Genomic DNA, 19,411 nt, shown 5'->3' with positions numbered 1-19,411 from the left:
GCTCTCACTCGACGTCGTCGAGTATCCGGTCCAACACCCGCTCTACGTCGTCTTCGTCCAGCCCCTCTAGTTGGAGGTTGGTGAGTGCGTGGTTGAACCGACGGGTCGCCTCGTCGACGACACCCGACGGTTCCCCGAGTAGCTTCTCCGAACAGACCTTCGCAGCCGGCTCGTAGCGGGCGAACCAGCGGTCGAATATCTTGTTCGCCAGGGTCTGGTTCGAGAGCACTTCTTCGGTCAGCGTGTAATCGTCACCCTCGCGGGTGAGTTCGGCGATCCACCAGAGACGGTGGAGTGCGTTCGAGTAGATGTCCGTTCCCGCGCCGAGGAACTTCTCGGTCATCGCTTTCTTGCTAGTGAACTCCCATCGGTGGCGGACGAAGTCTGGGTAACGGACCGTCGCGAGGTAGTGCCAGACTCCGGGATCTGCCGCGACGCGACGAGACATCGTCAGCGAGTCCCTGACTGCAGGTGCTGCCGCAGCGTCGATCGCCGTGTCGAACCGACGGTGTGAATCCATTATCGACTCAAGCTCGCTGTCTAACTCGCCGAGCCGGACTCGTTCCCCGGACGGCTCCAGTTCGAGGTACTCCTCGAGCTCTTCGCCGGCGATCGCGTCCTCCTCTCCCTTGAGGAACCCTTCTCCGATCAGTCGGCGTCCGTCGGCGGTCAACCGTCGCAATCGTTGTTCGCTCATTATATCTGAAGTCCTTCTTCGACGAGGTCGATCAGTTGGTCTCGCGGGTCGACGTAGTCTTGGATCGATCCATCCAGACGCTCCATGAGAACGGCGACACCCTCTGGATCGTCCAGTTCTTCGCGGAGCCGAAGTGACGCCTCCGTCACGTCGTCTTGGTCGGTGAGATCTCGTGCGAAGATGTTGAGGACCGCCTGTTCCCAGTCGTGTCGTGGCTCGCCCTCTTCGTCAACGTCGGAGATCGCCCGTACCACGAGCTGTGTCCAGACACCCTGCTGGATTTGGTCGAGAACCACGTCCCGCATTCGGGCCTCCGCCCCGACGGAGCCGTTCGCGTGGAGGATGTCGACGATCCGGCTGTGGTCGCTGTTGATCCAGAGCTTCGGACTCTCGGCGTTCCTGAAGTCCAAGTGGTACAGCCGCTTCTCGCCGGGGAGGTGGTCGTGCTCGCTGAACTCTGCTTCCTCGCCGTCGATGAGGCTGTTCCCGCTCCCTTCCTCCTCGTCGACGACGACGGTCCACGGCTCCCCGCTCGCAAGCCGAACGTTCGGCGTCGTCGCGAAGGTTTCGTCGCTCTCTCCTTCCGAGGAACGAACGAGGAAGGGCTGTAGCTGAACTTCACCGCGGAGATAGTCACTCCTGAGGGGGATCTCTACCTCGTGCACGCCGACATCGATGTCGTCTCCCGTACCAGCGGAGTCTACGTCTACTCGGTCACGGTAGATCGCGTCCGGGCAGCGAACGGCCACGTAGAGTTTCCCCGGCGGGGACGAGCGCTCGTCCGGTGGGTAGACGGACTCCACGACTTCCTCGGGGAAATTTACTGTCCCTCGGAGAGTCGCGCGTTCCCACGGGTCGCTCTCGTCGACCGCCAGATCGACGGTCGTGCTCTCGCTCTCCTCGTCGAACTCGACCGACTGTTCGTCGTCGATCTGGTACCCGCGAAGCTCCAGTGAGAGCCCGTTCTCGCGGTAGGGGTACGGCAGAGCCGTCTGTCGTAGCTTCTGGCTCTTCGAGTCCACCATCAGTCGTCACCCCCGAGTCGGACTTCCGCGTCGATCTCCAGGCGAGTCTCACCGACAGATCCGTCGAAGAAGTCCACGTGACCGATCGGTCGTGACTCTCCACGGAACTCTACTCTTCCAACACTCGGCGAAGCTCTCAGGACCATCGCACCGTCCTCTTCCACTATATCGACACCTTCCACATCGATATCGACCGACGCTACCGGGACCTGTCGATACTTCGTCCCGTCTTCCCCGACTCCGGTGAGGGATATTTCGGCCGTCCAGCCGGAGTGGTCGTCTGCCTCCGGCTCGACGCTTCCGCTGAACCGCCACCGGTCCCGTTCGAAGAACGCCGTCCCGTCGAGTTCGAACGATCGGGCGCTGGCCGGCGAACTACTCTGGCGCCCCTGACCGTGGATTGGGAACTTCTTCAACACGTTCTCCGGGAGGTCTCGTTCGCCTCGTCCGCTCCGAGAGACGAGGTTCCGAAGCTCTTCTCGGATGTCTGCTTCGAGGTTGACGATCGCCTTCCGGTACCCCTGCTTGTACTGCTGTTTCAAGTTCTCCGTCGAACGCCAGTCGTCGTGCTCGGGCGGCTCGGCGAATCGAAGGAACCGGTCGATCTCTTCGTCCGACGTCCGAGGGGCACCGGTAGATCGAGCGGTGCCTGCGGCGAGGACTCCGAAGAAGTTCCGATCCCCGAAGGATACCCGACTCTGGTCGTAGTACTTCACGACCATCCCCGCCCCTCTGAACATCGCGACGTGGTTCCGGAGCGTCGGGTCGTCGACGGGAGAGGCGAGACGTGCGGCGAGCCGGACGGGGCCACTCTCGGTCTCCGTCCCGTCGTCGTTCTTCGGGAGGTTCACCTTGATGTCTCGACCGGCCACGTCTCCGGGTGTCTCGAGCTGTGTCTCGCCGTTGTAACGGTTCGCGTACGCGTCGACGAACGGCTGGACCGCGGAGTGGTCGTCTACGTCCACCTCGGTCGTCTCGGAGCCGACTTGCACTTTCACCACGAGGTCGTCGCGGTACATCGCGGGCCAGAAGTACTTCGCGGCGGCGTCGACGAGCTCGCGGCCGAGCCTGTCCAGACTCGGAGTGTGGTCCCTCGCCGGATCGCGGAACCCGACGACCATCGCACTCGTTCCGGGAGTAGCCGGCCGGCCGACGCCGAGCCGCTCGGCCAGTGATTCTGCCGTCGATCCCCACAAGGACTGCGGCTTCGGGTCCTCTTCGGAGTCGTCGATAGTACAGAGCCAACCTGCCCCTTGATACTCCGTTTCGTCGCCACTCAAGCTGTGTGTCGGAAGCTTGGTTCGGGCGATGAGACGTTGGCGCTCCCCCCGTTCGGAAGGTTCGCTCAGGAACGAGTTGAATACGACTGTGGAGGCTCCGGAGAACGTCCAGAGGACGGATTTCCCGAGGCCGTAGGAGCCACCCGCCGTCTCGTCTTGCTTCTGACTGTAGAGTTCGTCCCGCACGAGGGCGGCGTAGTTCGAGTCCTCGTCCCAGTCCCCGGTGAGGCCCGTCGTGTTTCGGTCCTCGACGACGAGCAGCCGGAGAGAGGGATCGTCGCTCTCTAACTGTTCCCGAAACTGTTTGAACCCTCGTCCTCTGTCGGATTCGGCTACTGCCCCGATCCGCTCTCGTAGTTCGGTTCCCCAACGGATGGCGTCCAAGAACTCGCGGAGCTCGTCGCCCGAGAGCTCGATCAGTCGAAACGTCACCTCGACCGGCATCTCGTTCGGCAGGGCTTGATCGTTCGCGTTCTGGAGTACCTCTCGGACGAAGCTCCCCGTGTCGTGGTCGACTGCGTGTTTCGTCGGGTCTCCACCGAAGCGAGGGGCGCTCTGGCCGCCGTCGTAGAAGTGCCACCCCACTTCCTGTGCGACGTTTTCGGGGCTCATGAGCCACCACCTCGGCTCGACAGCCTCCGACTCACCGTAACCGCCCGATGTCCTTCGGTGGGACGGCCATCTCGGTGGCGAGACCTATATTGACCACTCATGTCTTATACAACGAATATACCGTGGGTGGTTTTACCGCGTCGGTTCGAGTCGACGAGATGACTCTTCCCTCGCTGCAGTTCGCGTGCCGGGGAAGTCGCACAGAAGATTTAACGTCTCCCTCGAGCAGAATAGTGCATGAAAGTATCCGCCGTCGATCTCTTCTGTGGCGCCGGCGGCCTCACGAGGGGCCTCGAAGACGCCGGCGTCGACGTCTCTGTCGGGATCGACGTCGATCCCGCGTGCAAGTACCCGTACGAGGAGAACAACGACGCGGACTTCCGCCTGACAGATATCCGTCCGCTCGCGAAGAACCCCGAGCGAGTCGCCGCACAGTTCGAACGGGACGCCGACGTGCGAGTGCTCGCCGGCTGTGCACCGTGTCAGCCGTTCTCCCCACTAAACCACGGCGGGGACAGTAGCCAGCACGACAAGTACGGGATGCTGGGCGAATTCCGTGACATCGTCGAGTACGTTCGCCCCGACGTGGTGGTGATGGAGAACGTCTTCGAGGTCAGGAACCACCGACCGTACGAGATCTTCGAAGAGACTCTGGAGCGAATGGGCTACTCGGTGAACAGCGACGACGACAAGAACGTCTACTGCCCGGAGTACGGAATCCCACAGAAGCGCAAACGGTGGGTCCTGATCGCCTCTCGAGACGGGACGATCGAACTTGGGGAGCCGGAGAGGGGAGACGAATCGGAGTATCCGACCGTCCGCGACGCTATCGGCCACTTGCCGGCTCTCGACAACGGCGAAGAAGATTCCAGTCGAAAGCTGCACCAAGCCCGTGACCTCTCCGAACTGAACGTAGAGCGAATCCGGAACATGAGACCCGGGGAGGACTGGACAGTCTGGGAGGAGGAGGGGAAAGAACATCTCCTCCTCGACTGCCACAAGAAAGCCAGCGGCCGGAGCTACAGGGCGCCGTACGGCCGCATGTCGCCCGACGAACCGGCGCCGACGATGACGACGCAGTTCTACAACTACGGGAGCGGTCGATTCGGACACTACGACACCGACCAAGACCGTGCGCTCTCGCTGCTCGAGGGAGCGATGATCCAGACGTTCCCCGAGGACTACGAGTTCGTCGAAGACTGGGACGAGGCGTCGATTACCCACCTCGGAAGGATGATCGGGAACGCCGTACCGCCGCTACTCGGTCAGCGTGTCGGTGAAGCGATCCTCTCACACTACGACACCGAAGCCGAGTCCGCACCGGAGCCGTCGATCGCTGACTAACCCCGAGTCTCTCCGACTCCTTGCGAGGGAAATATATCCGCGCCGCTCAGAGTCAGGGTAAGATGTCTGGTACGGAATCTCTGAACCACGAGCAACTATCTTCTGCTCGTTCGCTAATTGACTCTTCTATTCTTCTTCAGGTGAACTATGAGTAGCTACGGGGACGACAACCGGCCGACCATCCTCCATTGCTTCGCCGATGAGGGGACAGAGTCAGAAGTACTCTCGAACTTCGGCGATGTCGTTCGCGTGAGTATCGATCCACGAGACAGGAACGAGAGTGAGCCTATCGCTGCGGACGCACATCTCTTACCCGAAGGAGACGAGGATAAAGGATGGGGCTTCCCGATCAAGGAGGATGTCACGTTCGATCTCGGAGTTTTCCACCCTGTCTGCACCAAGTGGGCGGCGACGACGAGTATCGGCGGTGATCCCGACGACCACGAGAACATGATTCCGAGTGCGCGGTCGATCGCTCAGGATTACTGTGAACATCACGTTATCGAGAACGTTCCGAAGGCCCCTCTCCACGAGCCGACAGTTCTCAACGGGCGGATGTTCGGGCTCCCGATTGAGTACGAGCGGGCGTTCGAGACGTCGTTCCATGTTCCGCAGCCGCCTCGAGAGATGTCGTTCTTGACCACGGAAGGCCCGTCCGACACGACAGAAACGTCGTCGTTCTTCTTCTCGGAGCGTTCGAAGGAGTGGTGGGCATCGACGAAGGGATACGATCCTCGACCGTACGCGAAACAGCATCTCGCTAAGAACACGATTCCCGCACCGTTTATCCAATACTTGGTTAGGGCGTGGTTGCGTGCGTACGAGGAGGAGCAGGGAATCTCTGAGGGGCGGGTAGACTACTCCGATTATGACGAACGTATGGAAACAGAGCGTCGAGAGAATAAAAACACACAACTCGACGAGTTCTGAGAGTATACCTGAAGTTCGAAACTGCAGCTCGAGCGCTAAACGTGGTGGCTCACAACAATTATCCCTTGACAAATTTATTTAACTAGTCCCATTCATGTGGTGTTGTGAACTCTACTCGCAAGGAGATAGTCTTCCCTAGAGGTGACCGGTGACGTGAGTAGCACGTGGAAGTTCCCCACGCAGAAATCTGGCCGAACGAGCTACCACACGATTCCGACGGAGAAGGCGTTTGATAGTGAGCTCTCAACGTTCGTCAGAGAGGTCCTACAGAACGCCAACGACCAGGGAATCAGCGACACCCAGCCCGCTCAGGTCTTCTTCAGGTTCCAGCGCCTGACCGGTGACGATCTCCGAGAGTACCTTGAGACTCTCCAGTGGGAGTCGAAGCTCCGAAAGCAGCTCCAACTGGCAACCGAGAACGAGCAGGTTCGGGATCCCGGACTCCAACAGTTCCTCAACGAGTTCGACGGTGACGAGCTCGTGATACTCACTATCGAAGACCGGAACACGACCGGCCTAGAAGGTGCTGAGACCGACGAGTCGAAGCCCTACGGCTCTCTCGTCAAGGACTTCGGTGGCACCAACAAGCCGGACGAGAGCTCCGGCGGGAGCCACGGAGTCGGAAAGACGGTCTTGTGGGCCTTCTCCGGCGTCTCGACCGTTCTTTTCAATTCTAAACCACGGACGACACCGGAGCACGGTCAGACCCCGCCTCGGCTCGTCGGCCGATCTGTTCTGCCTGCTCGGGATCATGAAACGGACGACAACCTCTCGTACACCAACGAGGGATGGTTCGGGCTGGACCACGTCGGTGAGATCGACCGGCTCGGTAGACCACCCTCGATCTGGGACGACGACGGCTCTTCGTCGCTCGCGGAGAAGCTTCACGTTGACCGAGAGACGGGCGCTACTGGCACTAGTATCGGTATCGTTGGCTTCCGTATTCCCGGAGAATCCATCAACCCTGACTTAGAAGAGGTGTCCGAGGAGATCCGGGAGGCTGCGGCGACGTATTTCTGGCCAGCGATGTCCCGAGACGAGTTGGAGGTCTACGTGGAGACTCCCGAGTCGGGCCAGGAGAAAGTGGACTCCGACGCGGCACCAAGCGTCGCGCCGTTCATGCAGACCTACGAAGAGCAGTTCTCCGTGGAGGAGTCTGACGTCCTCGAAGAACCCGGCGACATCGTACATACGACGGTCGATGTCACGATCCCGAAGGAGAACTCGGAGGCGGTCGAATCTCCCCACGGAGAAATAGAGACCTCAGCCGATCTCTTCGTCCGACAAGTCACGCCTGCCGAACACGATATTCTTGAGGAGGGGATCGGGTTGAATACAGTCGCACGGTTCCGTGGAGCGCAGATGGTCGTCGATTACGTCTCCGCGGAACGTGCAGCGAGCCGGGACCGAGACTTCATCGCTCTCCTCGTCTGTGGGGAAGCACAGGCGGAGCCGGGGACAGACCCGACGCCCGAGCAGGCGGCGCTTGAGCAGTTCCTCAAGCGTTCGGAGCCGACGCAACACGACGACTGGATCGGGAGTGGAAACGACTACCTCAAGAAGCACTACTCCGGCACGATCGTCAAGGAGATTCGGAACTTGGGGGGCGAACGGCTCATGGCTGCGATCGAGGGTGTCGTCCGTGACAGCGACGATCCGGATAGACGGGTCAAAGCGCTCGACGAGTTCATGCCGTCCTTCGACGAAGGAGTGGACGAAAGTGGGAGTCCGGGACCGTCCGTGAAGGCAGCGTTCGATTGGCCTACCCAACCCAATCCGACCTTCGACGGGGAACGGTGGAGTTTCGATGCTACCGTGGAGCCAACCGAGGAATTCGACCGATGGGACATCCGTGGGAAACTCGTCGAACTAGACGACGACGAAAAAGAGGTGGATCAGGTAGATATCGACCGGATCTACGTGAGTCCGGACGTCCACGGCATCTCGAGAGAGGTAGTCGACGGCGAGATTCACGTCACAATCGAGGCCGACGTCGACTCCGTGTCGATCGAGGCGGAATCTGTCCCAGTCCCGGACAAGGACTTCGAAACCGGTGTTTTGAGCCGTACAAAAGCAAAGATCCGCGGGATAGGAAATCCTGCTGGTGAGATCGACGAGGAGGACGATTAGAGGATGCCACGCTCGAACCAACGCGAGTCGACGACGAGTAAAGCGGGCCAGCCGTACCACTACGACGAGTCCGGGTTGGACCTCGGAATCGAGGGGTTCGGCCTCAACGGGGACAGAGACAGCCTCGGGTCCCCGGATTACGACGAACGAATCGTAGACGTTACTGGATACGGGAGTTGGGAAGAAGTGACGATCGTCGGCGACGTGAACGTCGACGAGTCCACTCTTAAAACTCTCGTCCCCGAAGACGAGTACGACGAACCACCGCTCAAGGTGATCGTCAAAATCGACACGCTAGACACCCAGCGAAGGCTCCCGAACGTCGTCAAGAGGGGGCCACTCGACGAGATCGAGAACGGGAAGATTCGGTCTTTCGACTTCGAGCACACGTTCGCCCGTGAGAACGTCCACGGCGAGGTGCTACTTGAGCCTCGTCTCGTCCGCACAGACGACTGTGACGAAGGGCTTCCCTATGCACCGTCCGCCGGGATGCAGGTAGCTGCTGGAAAGCCGTGGGTCGTCAAAGTTGACAGTATGGATACCGAAGGAGAAGGGTTCCCGAGTATGTATCAGGACTTCTCCGATGACGACCACGAGCTCAACAAAGAGCTCGTGCACGCCCTACAGGGATCCCGACAGGATCCGAAAGTCGTCGTCAATAGTCACCACGACGAGATCGTTGACGTTCTCGAAAGTGGGCGTGGTGGTGGTTTCCGACCGCGGATGCGGAAAATCGTGGGGGCGGAGATATCGACGATGACCTACGTCCAACTAGTCCTCCACACCGCCGGCACAGTCGCTGAGAACGGCGAGTGTGAACACGACTGGCAGAAGGGACTTCTAGTCGAGCTCGACGACTATCTGTATCCCGATTTGGATGTAGAAGAGACTGAGACGAAGCTAAGCGATGCGGTCCAACCCGAGAACCTCCGCGAGTTCTCCGACCATCTGAACCAAGCTATTCAGCTCTACACCAAGCAGAGCAGCCACCTGAACGGCCACATCCGACTTGACGGCCCATGAGTACTGAACCAATCAAACGGCTGACCGACGAAGGGTACAACAAGGTCCAATCGAAGATCCGCGCCGGGGCATACGACGAGTTCCCCCTAGACGGTATCTCGAAGCACGTACGAGAGGACGTCGACGGGACCGTAGACACAGATCTACTAGACCGTCGTATCGAGGCGGTGAGGGAGCACGTAGACTTTGGTTCACAGTCTGGGGGGACAATCGCTGACTCAGCAGTCGCACCCACGATCCGTCTCGCAGTCGACATACCGGATCGTGTGGCAGCGATGCCCGGCGTCTGGCACTACCTCGCGAGCGTCAAGTATCCGGACTTCGTTCGAGATCGTTGGGGAGACAACGAGGACATCGAAGAGAAGTTCCTCGGAGCGGGGCGGAACCCGTACACCAACGCACTGGGTCGGCTCTGGTGGGGCGCAGAGCTGACCAAGGTGCCGTACGACGCAGCTCCAGAGGATGCCGATCTGACGAACGCACACCGCCTCTACAACAAACAGCGTCTAGCGAACTTCGTCTTGGATCGTTCGTTCCGGCGGTATCGGTATGCGTCGGCGGTCTGTGCCGAGGAACTCTACCGCTCACACAACGACGTGATCAGCGAGACGACGACCCGGTTCAAGAAAGCGCTAACGATGTATCAACTGGAAGACCGCTCACGAGAAGATTTAGAACGTCAGATTAGACGAATTCGAGAAGACGAGGAAGCGAAACGGGAAGCGTAGTTCTTCCTCTCGCTACTAATTCGGACTGCAAGGAGCGAGGTGAGCTATCCTCTCTCAGCCACAGAGAGGTACAAAGCGTAGTTCCCCGTTTTCTCTCCCGTTTCCCGGTCCTCGGTCTCTTTCAGGTTAATCTCGACTCGCCGGCTGTAGTCCTCCATGTCGACGATCCAGCGGAACAGCCCCGCGATCGTTTCGATGAACTGGGGATCACCGGTGACCCTGATATTCGAGATATCCGTCGGGTAGGTACTCCCCTTGAAGCCGCTCGGCTTCTCTATTGTCGCTCGCCTCATTTCGGCTCCCGACGGGCGGTCCCGGTTCTCAAGCCAGTCCATGGCTTCTGATTTCGGAATGTTCCCCGATTTGGTCGTCGGCAGGGTCTCTAGTTCCGTTTTCATAGTCTTCCCGCCGTCGGCGAGGCCCCGATCCTCGTCAGTTTCGCTCTCAAGGGATTCGGACTCTACCCCCTCTATCTCGTACTCCGCGCCGCAGGTACCACACTCGCCACTCCCGTTCTGTGGGGTTATCATGCTCCCACAGTCGTCACAGAAGTACACAAGGAGGTACATTTCTGAGAGAAATGATAAAACTACGCAACGGGTCGAGGTGGGCATCCCACCAATCACCAATTCTCACTAATCTACAATACCTTCGTATTCCTTCGTATATCCGGTGACAACACACGTCTCCTGCCGCCTTCCGCGTGACCTCGGGGAACGCGTCGATGCGGCGGCAACGGCAGAAAGCACAGTTCGGTCAGACATCGTTCGCCGGGCGATCCGCCACTACCTCGAAGAGGACCCGGACGGGGTCTCCCTGCGACCGACCAATTCGGAGAAGGATCGAAGTCGGCCCCGAAGAGAGAACGGACGAACGCCCGGCTCAAAGAAGCCGGTCTACGACCCGAGCCGGGATCTCGATTTGAATCTGTCGGGGTAGCAAGAACAGGTCCCGGCCGAGTACATAAACATCACCCCACCAATTACCCGCCGCTGTCTGTCGGTTTTGCTCCGAAAATAGCGGCAAGTTTGGGAGAAGCTTACAGTTATGGTATACCCGGAATACGATAGAACCAGCCGGTGGCGACGTGGTTACGTCGTGCCGGAGAAACGACCGACCTGGGTGAACGGGTCCAAACGTATGCCCGGGTCCGAACGACGGCACGACGAGCAGGATATCGGCGAAGCCGACGATCCTACTCCACACGTTGGAGGGGTTCGTAATAATACTTCGCTGGTCGGTCGCGCTTGCTCGTCGACGTGCTCGGCCGGGAACGAGCACGACGAAGAATCCAGATGGAAGACAACACCTTCGACAAAGCAAGTAACGTACGCAACTCTCTGACCCCGGTCTGGCTCACGAGGTCCGAGACGGAGATATACCAATCGGCTACTCGCGAGATCGAGTCCTCGATGGCGGTCATCGAAGACCTCCACGACGAGTCCACCAACGGCGAGGGGGAGTTCGTCCAACCGATCTCGTCGGCCTACATCAACACGGCCCTCGAAGTGAGCGAGTCCCTTCGCCGGTCCCTGGCGACTCTGCAGATGCTGGAGGAACTGAAGTGAGCGCTGCGGACGACATCCAAGAGTACGTCGCACAGAACGGCGACATGCTCAGCCGGATCCTCGCCTGCGGTAACGACGAAGCGCGGGCGTACGCTCTGGCTCTCCTCGCGAACGCAGAGGATACCCAAGGGCTGGAAGACGTTCAAGGAGAGCTGGACCGGCTCAAGCTGAAAGTTCGCTAGGCGATGCTACTGATCCGCGAGCGCTTCAACGAACGACTGTGCGTCTTCGAAGAGCTCCGGATTCTCTTCGAGAAGTTCCGTGAAGTCCCGAGATCTCTGGTAGTCCTCCAAGACACCGGGGTTCTCCTGAGCGAATCGGAAGAATACGTCTCGGACCTCTCGCTCTTCCTCTTCGATGGATTCAGCTCCTTCGTGACTGAGCGCCTGCTGGCAGTGAACACAAGCGGGCTCGTGGCGGGGAGTGTCGTTCCCGCATCGAGGGCACTTGACCGGACCAATCGGTTCCGGTTCTTCCTCGTCGACTTCGAGTCCCTGCAGGCGGGCGTACTCGTCCTCGGCTCGACCGCCGAACTTCGCCACGTAGTGCGCGGTCGCCTTACTCCCTCGTGTCCGGCCCTGTCGGTCGTTGATGTACGACTCGTTCATCCCCTTCTCGGCGAGGTAGGTGGCGTTCGACTTACGGAAGTTGGTCGGTGTCGTCGGCTTCGAGATACCGGCCTTCCTTCCCGCCCGCTTGAAGATGTTGAGGTAGCACCGGTAGGAAACTTCCTCGGCGTCATCGAGCTTCGACCAGAGGGGAGCGTTCCCGTCGGTCGAATCCGGGTGGTCGCTCATCCACCGCTGGAGGTAGGGGACGCTCGGGATGAGCGAGACAGAGCGCTGTCCCGTCTTCCCGTCGACCATGACCTGGAGGCCGTGTCGGTGATCGTTCACGTCCCCGACGGTGAGATCTTGGAGTTCTCCGCTCCGTGCGCCGGAGTCGAACGCGACGGCGAGGAGAGCCTTATCCCGGGAATTCCGACAGGCTTCGATCATCGGAATAACGTCGGTTTCCCACTCGAGCATATCGGCCGGGTTCGGGACGGGGTTGTGGCTGTTGGAGGTACCCGAAGGGATCCACTCAAGGCTGTCCGGAATCCCTTCCTCTTCGGTTACACGGTTACCGAAGACCCGCAGAGCAGTCCGGTAGTCGTGGTTGGTGTTCTCGTTCTCGTAGGTGACGTTGATCCATCGGACGAGGTCCTCCGCGGATTCCTTATCGTGGAGAGATTCCGCGAGACCGCCGACGGTCTCAGCCATGATCGTACAGTGGCGCAGGAGCTTCTCGTGACGGTAGTCGGTGTACTCCGACTTCAGGAGATACAGAGTGTTGCTGAACTCAAGGAGAGCGGCGCAGTCGTCGTCGCTGAGGTCGCTGGAGTCCTGGATGCGTTCGCGGAGGGACTCGACTTTGGCTCTGGTGTCGGTCATGCCGATAACTTCAATATAATAGCTGAGATTATGAACCCCATGTACACATCCCGGCCTAGGCTTTCTACGAACCCGATCCGACAGCGGCGCCGATTGGTCAGTTCGGGTCGACGTTCCGGCAGTACCCACACCCTGTAGTCCCGCTTCCCGTTGGCTTGGTCCAGCCAGCCCGTCCCGTTCGACTGACGTGTATCGGTAGCGGTGAGCAACCGCGCGCGTCTCCGGCTTGAAATCGGGTGAAATAGCCCCTCTATGCCCACGTATCGCGGGTCACGTCGTATAGCCTCTATAACGAAAGTCAGTTGGGGAGAACGTACAGTCACATGATGCTACCAATTCCCGTCGATCCGCTCCAGGGAACGATCTCGGAAACGATCAGCCAAACGATCGCCGACGTGATCGAGTTCCTCCCGACCGTCCTCGGGGTGCTCCTGATCCTCGTCGTGGGGTACATCGTCGGCCGGATACTCGGCGGTCTCGTCACCCGGGTCGTTCGTGGCCTCGGCGTCGACCGGTACTCCGAGGGGACGGCCGTGGAGAACGTCGGTGGCAGGGACAGTATCGCCAGAGGGCTCGGGATGCTGGTCTCGTACTACGTCTACTTCGTGGCGATCGTCGCCGCCGCGGACGTACTCGATATCGACATGCTCACCGGGTTACTAACCGATCTCGGGGCGTACCTCCCCGTCCTGCTCGGGGCGTTGATCGTCCTGGTACTCGGGTTCGTCATCGGTCGGTTCGTCGGCGACGTCGTGGCCGACATCGTGGGCGGGTTCGCGGTCGGGAAGTACCTCAGCGGAACGCCGCTCGAACGCATGGGCGACCAGGAGGGCGAGTTCGGCCGACTCGTCGGGACCGCCGTCGCCTACTACATCTACCTCTTGACGCTGCTGGCCGTCGCCGACATCCTGAACGTGGGCGCGCTGTCGACGTTCCTCGACGAGGTCGTCGCCTACCTGCCGGCCCTGGTGGGCGGGCTGATCGTGTTACTGGTGGGGATCTGGGTCGCCGAGCGCGTCGCCGACCTCGTGGCCGACGCCGGTGACTCCCGCGCGACCGACCTCGCCGCCGTCGCGGTGAAGGTGTTCATCTACTACCTCGCGGTGACGATCGCGCTGGCGACGATCGGGTTCGAGATCACGCTGCTGACGAACCTCTTTACCGGGTTCGTCGTGGCCTTCTTCGGCGCGCTGGCGCTGGCGCTGGCGATCGGTATCGGCATCGCCGTCGGCCTCGGCGGGCAGGAGTACGTCGCCGAGAACATCGACGGCTGGATGAGCAGGGTCGCTGACTCGACGGGGACGGACTCACTCGCCGACACGGATTCCTCGGAGGGCGACGACACGGACTCCGCGGGGGACGGCGACTCGTTCGGGAGGGAGTGACCCTGACGCCGTGACGAAACGCCTTTTTGGGATCGCGCCAGCCACGGAGTATGCGCGTCGCGGCGGCCCTCTCGACCGTGTTCACCCCCGAGCTGTTCGTCCTGCTCTCGACGCTTCTCCTCGTGGGCTACGAACGCCGCCGGGACCTCGCGTGGAAGCCGCTGACCGCCCGCGTCGGCGTCGTCGGGGCCGCGTGGGTCGTCGCGTTCGCCGTCTACCGCGGCGGTCTCTCCCTCGTCGGCACGGGAGTGCCCGGCGGCGACGACTTCTTCGCGGCGCTGGCGCTGGTCCTCGCCTTCGCCGGGATCGGTGCCGTCTGGCGCCGCCGTCGCTGGGGGCCACTCGTGGCGCCGTACGCGGCGCTCCTGATCGGTACGTCACTGCTCCACCTCGTCGTCGTCCCGCTCTGGAACACGTCGAGTCACGTCATCTACGCCGCCGTCCCTGCAGGCGCGCTGACCGGGATCGACCGCCGGTTCGCGCCGTTGCTCGCCGTCGCCCCGCTGCTCGTCTGGAGCCGGATCGCAACGGGCGCACACAGCGTCGACGAGGCGTTGGGCGGCCTGCTCGTGGCTGGCGTCGTGCTCGCCGGTGCGTTCGTCGTCCGCCGACGCGGCTGACGCGAGCGCTGATCAGTCCTCCAGCGACTCGACCTCGCGTGTCCGGCCCGTCCCCTCGGCGTCGCCGGTGTTCTCGGTGCCCGCGGGCTCGAAGAGTACCACCTTCGCCAGCCCGTCGGCGACGGGGCGGTGTTCGACGCCGGCCGGGACGACGCCGAGTTGGCCGGCGCTGAGGTGTCGGTCCGGCTCCTCCCGGAGTTCGATGGTGAGGTCGCCCTCGATGACCCAGAACAGTTCGTCGGCGTCGGGGTGGCTGTGCCAGACGAACGCCCCCTCCAGTTTGGCGACTTTCAGTTCCTGACCGTTGAGCGAGGCGGCGAGTCGCGGCGACCACGTCTCCTCGAAGCGCTCGAAGGCCGCGTCGATGTCGACGACGTCCATGCGGAAAGGCGGTGTCGTGGGGCGAAAAGCGCGTCGCCGCTCAGCGGAAGTCCGTGAGCAGCGAGCCGGGGAGTCGGTCGAGCAGCTCCGGCGGGAGCTTCTCGACGATGCGTTCGGTCCAGTCGATCATCGGCCGTCGGATCGCCGCGTAGCCGAGGCCGATAGCCACGGCGCCGAAGACGGCGGCTTCGACGCGCCCCTCGTAGACGAGGATCCCCGGAACCGCCAGCGCGAGGGTGGCGACGGCGTCCTCGGGGGCGCCGTCGTAGCGGATCCACCGGCGCGGCCGCCACCAGCGACCGTGGTAGTGGCTGTAGACCGCACGTTCGCCGGTCGCCTCCCACGGCCGGAGTTCGAGGCCGCCGCCGGCTACGTCGCCGACAGCGTGCAGCGCCGCCGCGGCGAGGAAGAGCGCGGCGCCGACGCTCCAGGGGGCCGGCGCCACCAGCGCGACGGCGATGGCGGCGACGGCGGCGAGCGAGTAGTACACCGGGAAGTGGAGCGTCCGCCGGTGTGCACCGGGCATGTCCAGATCGGGGAACACCCCACCCGCGAGCGCAGCGACGGCAGCCACACCGGCGAACTCCGGCGTGATAAACGCGACCGGGATCGCCAGCAGGAGGCCTGCCAGCGCGTGGGTAGTGACCATCATCGTACAAGAGATAGGCGCTCACGGCGGATAACGCTCACGCTGGTGGGGGTGGGGAAACTCGACGACGCCCGGAGCTGCCACCGGGGGAGATGGGGAACGAGCAACGGCGGGGCGTCGTCGATGGGAGTCGTGTCGGGCGCACGGCGATGACGGGATACCGCGCCCGCCCCGATAGACCGCTTCGGTCGCCTTAAACCCGCGTCAGACGCGCCGATGACCCACCGTCGGCGGCCGGTTCGGGGACCGATCCAAACACCGATACTCCGCGGGGCCGAGCGGTGGGCTATGTCCGAACGCTGGGAGTCGCTGTTCGCTCGTGCTGCCGAGTACGACACCGACGTGGCCGCGGTCCGCGACGCGCTCGCGGAGGTCAGGGATGAGTGAGGAGCCGTCGCCGGCGCGGATCGTCGCCGACAGCGACGTGCTCGCCGCGGACCTCCTGGTCGGCGGGGCCGCGCGGGACTGTCTGGACCACGTCCGGGCGCACTCGTGGCTCACCCTCGTGGCCAGCGACCCGCTGCTCGACGACGCCGAGGCGGTGATCGAACGCCTCGCTGATGCCCACCTCGCCGCCGACTGGCGCGAGCGGATCGAGGAACGACGCGAGCCGGTCGACCAGCCCGAGGGCGACCACCCGGCGCTGGCGTCAGCGTACCACGGCGGCGCGATGCACGTGCTCTCCTTCGACGAGCGACTCACGGGAGCGAAAGGGAACACGATGGTCCGGGACCGCTTCGAGGTGGCCGTCCGCACGCCTGAGGCCTTCACGGCGCTGTTCGACCCGGCGAAGCTCTACCCCGAAGTCGGCGACGGAGAGTACCCCGGACCGGACCGGGACCCGCGGGCGTAGAGTTCGGTCGTTCTGGTTTCTTGGCTACCGCTCGGCGTACCACAGCCTCACGCTGACCACTACCGCTCGGCGTACCACTCCCCGAACTTGGCCAGCGCCCGCCCGCGGTGGGAGATGGCGTTCTTCTCCGCTTCGTCCATCTCGGCGAACGTCGTCCCCTCGTGTTCGAAGATAGGGTCGAAGCCGAACCCGCCCTCGCCGCGCGGTTCGACGAGCGTCCCGCGCACGCGACCCTCGAAGAGCTTCACGGGCAGCGCCTCGGCCTCGCCGTCCGCGTCGGGACCCGCCGCCGCAGCGGCGACGCGGTCGTCCTTGTCCACAGGGTCGGGTGAGGCGTCGAACCCCTCGCCGTCGCAGTACGCGAGCACGCAGCGGAACGAGGCGCCGCGGTCCTCCTCGCGGCTGGCGAGCTCCCACGTGCGTTCGACGCCGATGGTGTCCTCGGCGTAGGAGGAGTACGGCCCGGGGAAACCGTCGAGCGCGCGGACGAACAGGCCCGCGTCGTCGACGAGGGTCGGTTCGCCGGCGTGGCGGTAGGCCTCGCGCGCGCCGCGAGCGGCGATGGTTCCGAGGTCGTCGCTCTGGATCTCGGTGTAGTCGTAGTCGAGTTGGGAGATCCCGTCGCCGAGGTACTCCTCGGCCTCGCGGACCTTGCCGGCGTTGGTGGTGACGTATCGCAGCATCTACCGGGGCTGGGGGTGGTTCCGGAAAGAAGGGTGCGGTTCGGGCGTCGACGACGGGGCCGGCGCGGCGCAGTCGTCAGGGAACTGCGGCCGACCGTCGCCGCGCTTCAGTCGTCACAGAACTGCGGCCGACCGTCGCCGCGCTTCAGTCGTCGTCCACGATGACTTCGACCGGTTCCTCGTCGCTGACCTCGCCCCCTCGGCCTTTCTGGGTCTCCTGCCAGAGCAGGCCGCCGGCGACGAGCACGACGATCCAGGAACGCCAGTTGGCGAGGTTGAGCGTGTAGCCGACGCCGAAGGGCTTCTCGACCAGCATCCCCTTGTCGGGCTGCCAGTACGCCGAGAGCATCCGGCCGATGCTCGGTCGATCGAAGTTGTACGGGATGCCGAAGAGCTCGCCGGACTGGGGCTTGCCGCTCTCGTTGTCGGACATACCCGGAACGTGGAGCGGAGCCGATAAATCGTTTTGGACCGAGTCCGGCTACTGGTAGCGCCCGCGGTCCCGGACTTCGGCGAGCCGTTCGAGCACCGCCGGTTCCCCGAACTCGGCGTAGCCGGCCTCGAACGCCCGACAGATCGGTTCGGGGTCAGCCGCGGTCCCCTCGACGGAGCCCTCGAACACGTGGAGGTCCATCGCGTGGTCCTCGGGGTGGCCCGAGTGGTAACCCAAGCCGAAATCGATCAGGAACAGCCGGTCTCCGACCCGGACGTTCCGCGTCGTCGGGTCGCCGTGAACCACCCCGGCGCCGTGGAGTCGGGCGAGCAGTCCGCCGAGTTCGCGAGCCCGTTCGGGCGTGAGCGCCTCAGCGAGGTCGGACTCGCCGACACGCTGGAGCCGCAGCGTCGACTCGGCCACGTCGGCGTCGTGGACCAACGGCGTCGGCACACCAGCCTTCCGGGCCTCGTTCAGGAGGCGCGCCTCCAAGACGGTCCGGTCCCGACGAAGCGTCGCGTCCAGTTCTGGGTGGCGGTAGCTCTTCGGGATCCGGCGTTTCACCACCTCGTCGTCGAGCACGTCGACGACGGCCTCGGCGCCGCGCCGGTCGCCGCTGAGACCGCCCGCCGACACGCCGCGGCCGACGGCGACGGACTCGCCCTCGCGCCACGTCACCGGCACCTGATCGGGCCGGAAGTTCGGGTCGATTGCGCTCTCGGCGATCGGAATCGTGTCGCCCGCAGCGGCCATCTCGGCGCCCAGCACGGCGATCATCCCGGCGTTGTCCCGGAGGAATCGCGGCTCGGGCGCGTAGAACTCGGCGCCGCGCTGTTCGCACATCTCCGCGAGCATCTCCCGAAGCCGGGCGTTCTGGCCGACGCCGCCACCGAGGACGAGTTCGTCGCTGCCCGTCAGCGAGAGCGCGCGCTCGCTGACTTCCGTGAGCATGGCGAAGACGTGCTCCTGCAGGGAGAAACAGACGTTCTCGACCGGCTCCCCACAGTCGACGGCGTCCTTCGCAGCGCTCATCAGCCCCGAGAAGGAGAAGTCCATCCCCTTGACGACGTAGGGTAGGTCCACGTACTCGCCGTCCTTGGCGGCTTCCTCGACTTTCGGCCCGCCGGGGTGGCTCCAGCCGAGATGGCGCGTGAACTTGTCGATGGCGTTGCCGACGCCGGTGTCCATCGTCTCGCCGAGCACGCGGTAGCGGCCGTCGTGGAAGCCCAACAGGTGCGCGTTGGCTCCGGAGGCGTTCAGACAGACCGGCGAGTCGAAGCCGGCCTCGTGGCGGCCGATTTCGAGGTGGGCCACCATGTGGTTGACGCCGACGAGTGGCACGTCGAGGGTGCCGGCGAGCGCGCGCGCGGCGGTGCCGGCGACGCGCAGGCACGGCCCGAGCCCCGGACCGCGGGAGAACGCGACGGCGTCGATGTCGCCGCCGGATCGGTCGAGGGCGGTCTCGATCACGCGCGGGATGGCGTCGCCCATGTGTTCGGCGGCCTCGCGCGGGTGAATGCCGCCGCTCTCCGGTTCGTAGGCGTCTGACTCGATAAGGGTCTCGTCGGTCTCGGTGTCGTGGACGGCGGCACTCGCACACCACGCCGTGCCCTCGACACCGAGAACCCGCATCCGGC

The 19,411-nt window shown here is 63.1% G+C and carries 21 protein-coding genes; 11 read left to right on the top strand and 10 right to left on the bottom strand.

Annotated elements, in window-relative coordinates; translation table 11 throughout:
- Nucleotides 1-4: 4 nt before the first annotated feature.
- The 3 genes from NO998_RS01920 to NO998_RS01910 are packed head-to-tail and all read right to left on the bottom strand — an operon-like array spanning nucleotide 5 to nucleotide 3,446.
- Nucleotides 5-697, bottom strand: coding sequence for a DUF6339 family protein (locus tag NO998_RS01920; protein WP_267645319.1), 693 nt, complete (start codon nucleotides 695-697; stop codon nucleotides 5-7).
- Nucleotides 697-1,722 (bottom strand): hypothetical protein, encoded by a 1,026-nt coding sequence (locus NO998_RS01915; RefSeq protein ID WP_267645318.1) that lies wholly within the window; start codon nucleotides 1,720-1,722, stop codon nucleotides 697-699. Before NO998_RS01915 ends, NO998_RS01920 begins: the two co-directional genes overlap by 1 nt.
- Nucleotides 1,722-3,446, bottom strand: coding sequence for a hypothetical protein (locus NO998_RS01910; RefSeq protein ID WP_267645316.1), 1,725 nt, complete (start codon nucleotides 3,444-3,446; stop codon nucleotides 1,722-1,724). Before NO998_RS01910 ends, NO998_RS01915 begins: the two co-directional genes overlap by 1 nt.
- Nucleotides 3,447-3,851: 405 nt before the next feature.
- Between NO998_RS01910 and NO998_RS01905 the strand changes: the two genes are divergently transcribed.
- From NO998_RS01905 to NO998_RS01885, 5 genes are all read left to right on the top strand, one after another.
- Nucleotides 3,852-4,958 (top strand): DNA cytosine methyltransferase, encoded by a 1,107-nt coding sequence (locus NO998_RS01905; RefSeq protein ID WP_267645314.1) that lies wholly within the window; start codon nucleotides 3,852-3,854, stop codon nucleotides 4,956-4,958.
- Nucleotides 4,959-5,105: 147 nt separating this feature from the next.
- Nucleotides 5,106-5,888, top strand: coding sequence for a hypothetical protein (locus NO998_RS01900; protein WP_267645313.1), 783 nt, complete (start codon nucleotides 5,106-5,108; stop codon nucleotides 5,886-5,888).
- A gap of 153 nt (nucleotides 5,889-6,041) precedes the next feature.
- The gene (locus tag NO998_RS01895; protein ID WP_267645312.1) at nucleotides 6,042-8,018 is read left to right on the top strand and encodes a hypothetical protein; all 1,977 of its coding nucleotides are present in this window, start codon (nucleotides 6,042-6,044) and stop codon (nucleotides 8,016-8,018) included.
- Between the two features lie 3 nt (nucleotides 8,019-8,021).
- The gene (locus NO998_RS01890; RefSeq protein WP_267645310.1) at nucleotides 8,022-9,041 is read left to right on the top strand and encodes a hypothetical protein; all 1,020 of its coding nucleotides are present in this window, start codon (nucleotides 8,022-8,024) and stop codon (nucleotides 9,039-9,041) included.
- Nucleotides 9,038-9,769 (top strand): DUF6339 family protein, encoded by a 732-nt coding sequence (locus tag NO998_RS01885; protein WP_267645309.1) that lies wholly within the window; start codon nucleotides 9,038-9,040, stop codon nucleotides 9,767-9,769. Before NO998_RS01890 ends, NO998_RS01885 begins: the two co-directional genes overlap by 4 nt.
- Nucleotides 9,770-9,813: 44 nt before the next feature.
- Here NO998_RS01885 and NO998_RS01880 read toward each other — a convergent pair whose 3' ends face one another.
- On the bottom strand, nucleotides 9,814-10,326 hold the full coding sequence (locus tag NO998_RS01880; protein ID WP_267645308.1) for a hypothetical protein: 513 nt from the start codon (nucleotides 10,324-10,326) through the stop codon (nucleotides 9,814-9,816).
- 115 nt (nucleotides 10,327-10,441) lie between these two features.
- Here NO998_RS01880 and NO998_RS15845 point away from each other — a divergent pair, with 115 nt between their 5' ends.
- The 3 genes from NO998_RS15845 (at nucleotide 10,442) to NO998_RS01870 (ending at nucleotide 11,519) form a co-directional block, all read left to right on the top strand.
- Nucleotides 10,442-10,708 (top strand): CopG family ribbon-helix-helix protein, encoded by a 267-nt coding sequence (locus NO998_RS15845; protein WP_379821059.1) that lies wholly within the window; start codon nucleotides 10,442-10,444, stop codon nucleotides 10,706-10,708.
- Between the two features lie 473 nt (nucleotides 10,709-11,181).
- A complete protein-coding gene (locus NO998_RS01875) occupies nucleotides 11,182-11,337 on the top strand; it encodes a hypothetical protein (RefSeq protein WP_267645306.1) in 156 nt (51 codons plus the stop codon).
- Nucleotides 11,334-11,519 carry a hypothetical protein gene (locus tag NO998_RS01870; protein ID WP_267645304.1) on the top strand — a complete coding sequence of 62 codons (186 nt, stop codon included), beginning with the start codon at nucleotides 11,334-11,336 and terminating at the stop codon, nucleotides 11,517-11,519. Before NO998_RS01875 ends, NO998_RS01870 begins: the two co-directional genes overlap by 4 nt.
- 6 nt (nucleotides 11,520-11,525) lie before the next feature.
- Here NO998_RS01870 and NO998_RS01865 read toward each other — a convergent pair whose 3' ends face one another.
- Nucleotides 11,526-12,770 (bottom strand): tyrosine-type recombinase/integrase, encoded by a 1,245-nt coding sequence (locus NO998_RS01865; RefSeq protein ID WP_267645303.1) that lies wholly within the window; start codon nucleotides 12,768-12,770, stop codon nucleotides 11,526-11,528.
- A 323-nt stretch (nucleotides 12,771-13,093) separates the two neighbouring features.
- Between NO998_RS01865 and NO998_RS01860 the strand changes: the two genes are divergently transcribed.
- Entirely contained in the window at nucleotides 13,094-14,155 is a 1,062-nt protein-coding gene (locus NO998_RS01860; protein ID WP_267645301.1) for a mechanosensitive ion channel, read from the top strand.
- Nucleotides 14,156-14,205: 50 nt separating this feature from the next.
- Nucleotides 14,206-14,775: a hypothetical protein gene (locus NO998_RS01855; protein WP_267645299.1), complete on the top strand. Its 570-nt coding sequence runs from the start codon at nucleotides 14,206-14,208 to the stop codon at nucleotides 14,773-14,775.
- Nucleotides 14,776-14,787: 12 nt separating this feature from the next.
- On the opposite strand, the gene NO998_RS01850 is transcribed toward NO998_RS01855, so the two are convergent.
- On the bottom strand, nucleotides 14,788-15,156 hold the full coding sequence (locus tag NO998_RS01850) for a cupin domain-containing protein (protein ID WP_267645297.1): 369 nt from the start codon (nucleotides 15,154-15,156) through the stop codon (nucleotides 14,788-14,790).
- Between the two features lie 40 nt (nucleotides 15,157-15,196).
- Nucleotides 15,197-15,808, bottom strand: a complete 612-nt coding sequence (locus tag NO998_RS01845; protein WP_267645295.1) for a metal-dependent hydrolase — start codon at nucleotides 15,806-15,808, stop codon at nucleotides 15,197-15,199.
- A gap of 376 nt (nucleotides 15,809-16,184) precedes the next feature.
- Here NO998_RS01845 and NO998_RS01840 point away from each other — a divergent pair, with 376 nt between their 5' ends.
- Entirely contained in the window at nucleotides 16,185-16,658 is a 474-nt protein-coding gene (locus NO998_RS01840; protein WP_267645294.1) for a DUF7384 family protein, read from the top strand.
- A 59-nt stretch (nucleotides 16,659-16,717) separates the two neighbouring features.
- Here NO998_RS01840 and NO998_RS01835 read toward each other — a convergent pair whose 3' ends face one another.
- From NO998_RS01835 to NO998_RS01825, 3 genes are all read right to left on the bottom strand, one after another.
- On the bottom strand, nucleotides 16,718-17,341 hold the full coding sequence (locus NO998_RS01835) for a non-canonical purine NTP pyrophosphatase (protein WP_267645293.1): 624 nt from the start codon (nucleotides 17,339-17,341) through the stop codon (nucleotides 16,718-16,720).
- Nucleotides 17,342-17,486: 145 nt separating this feature from the next.
- Nucleotides 17,487-17,774, bottom strand: a complete 288-nt coding sequence (locus NO998_RS01830; RefSeq protein ID WP_267645291.1) for a DUF5808 domain-containing protein — start codon at nucleotides 17,772-17,774, stop codon at nucleotides 17,487-17,489.
- A gap of 48 nt (nucleotides 17,775-17,822) precedes the next feature.
- Nucleotides 17,823-19,406: a bifunctional N(6)-L-threonylcarbamoyladenine synthase/serine/threonine protein kinase gene (locus NO998_RS01825; protein WP_267645290.1), complete on the bottom strand. Its 1,584-nt coding sequence runs from the start codon at nucleotides 19,404-19,406 to the stop codon at nucleotides 17,823-17,825.
- Between the last annotated feature and the right edge of the window lie 5 nt (nucleotides 19,407-19,411).

Source organism: Halolamina litorea (assembly GCF_026616205.1).
Taxonomy (GTDB): domain Archaea; phylum Halobacteriota; class Halobacteria; order Halobacteriales; family Haloferacaceae; genus Halolamina; species Halolamina litorea.
Note: the sequence above shows the minus strand (reverse complement) of the source record. Positions and strands in the feature narration are given on the sequence as shown.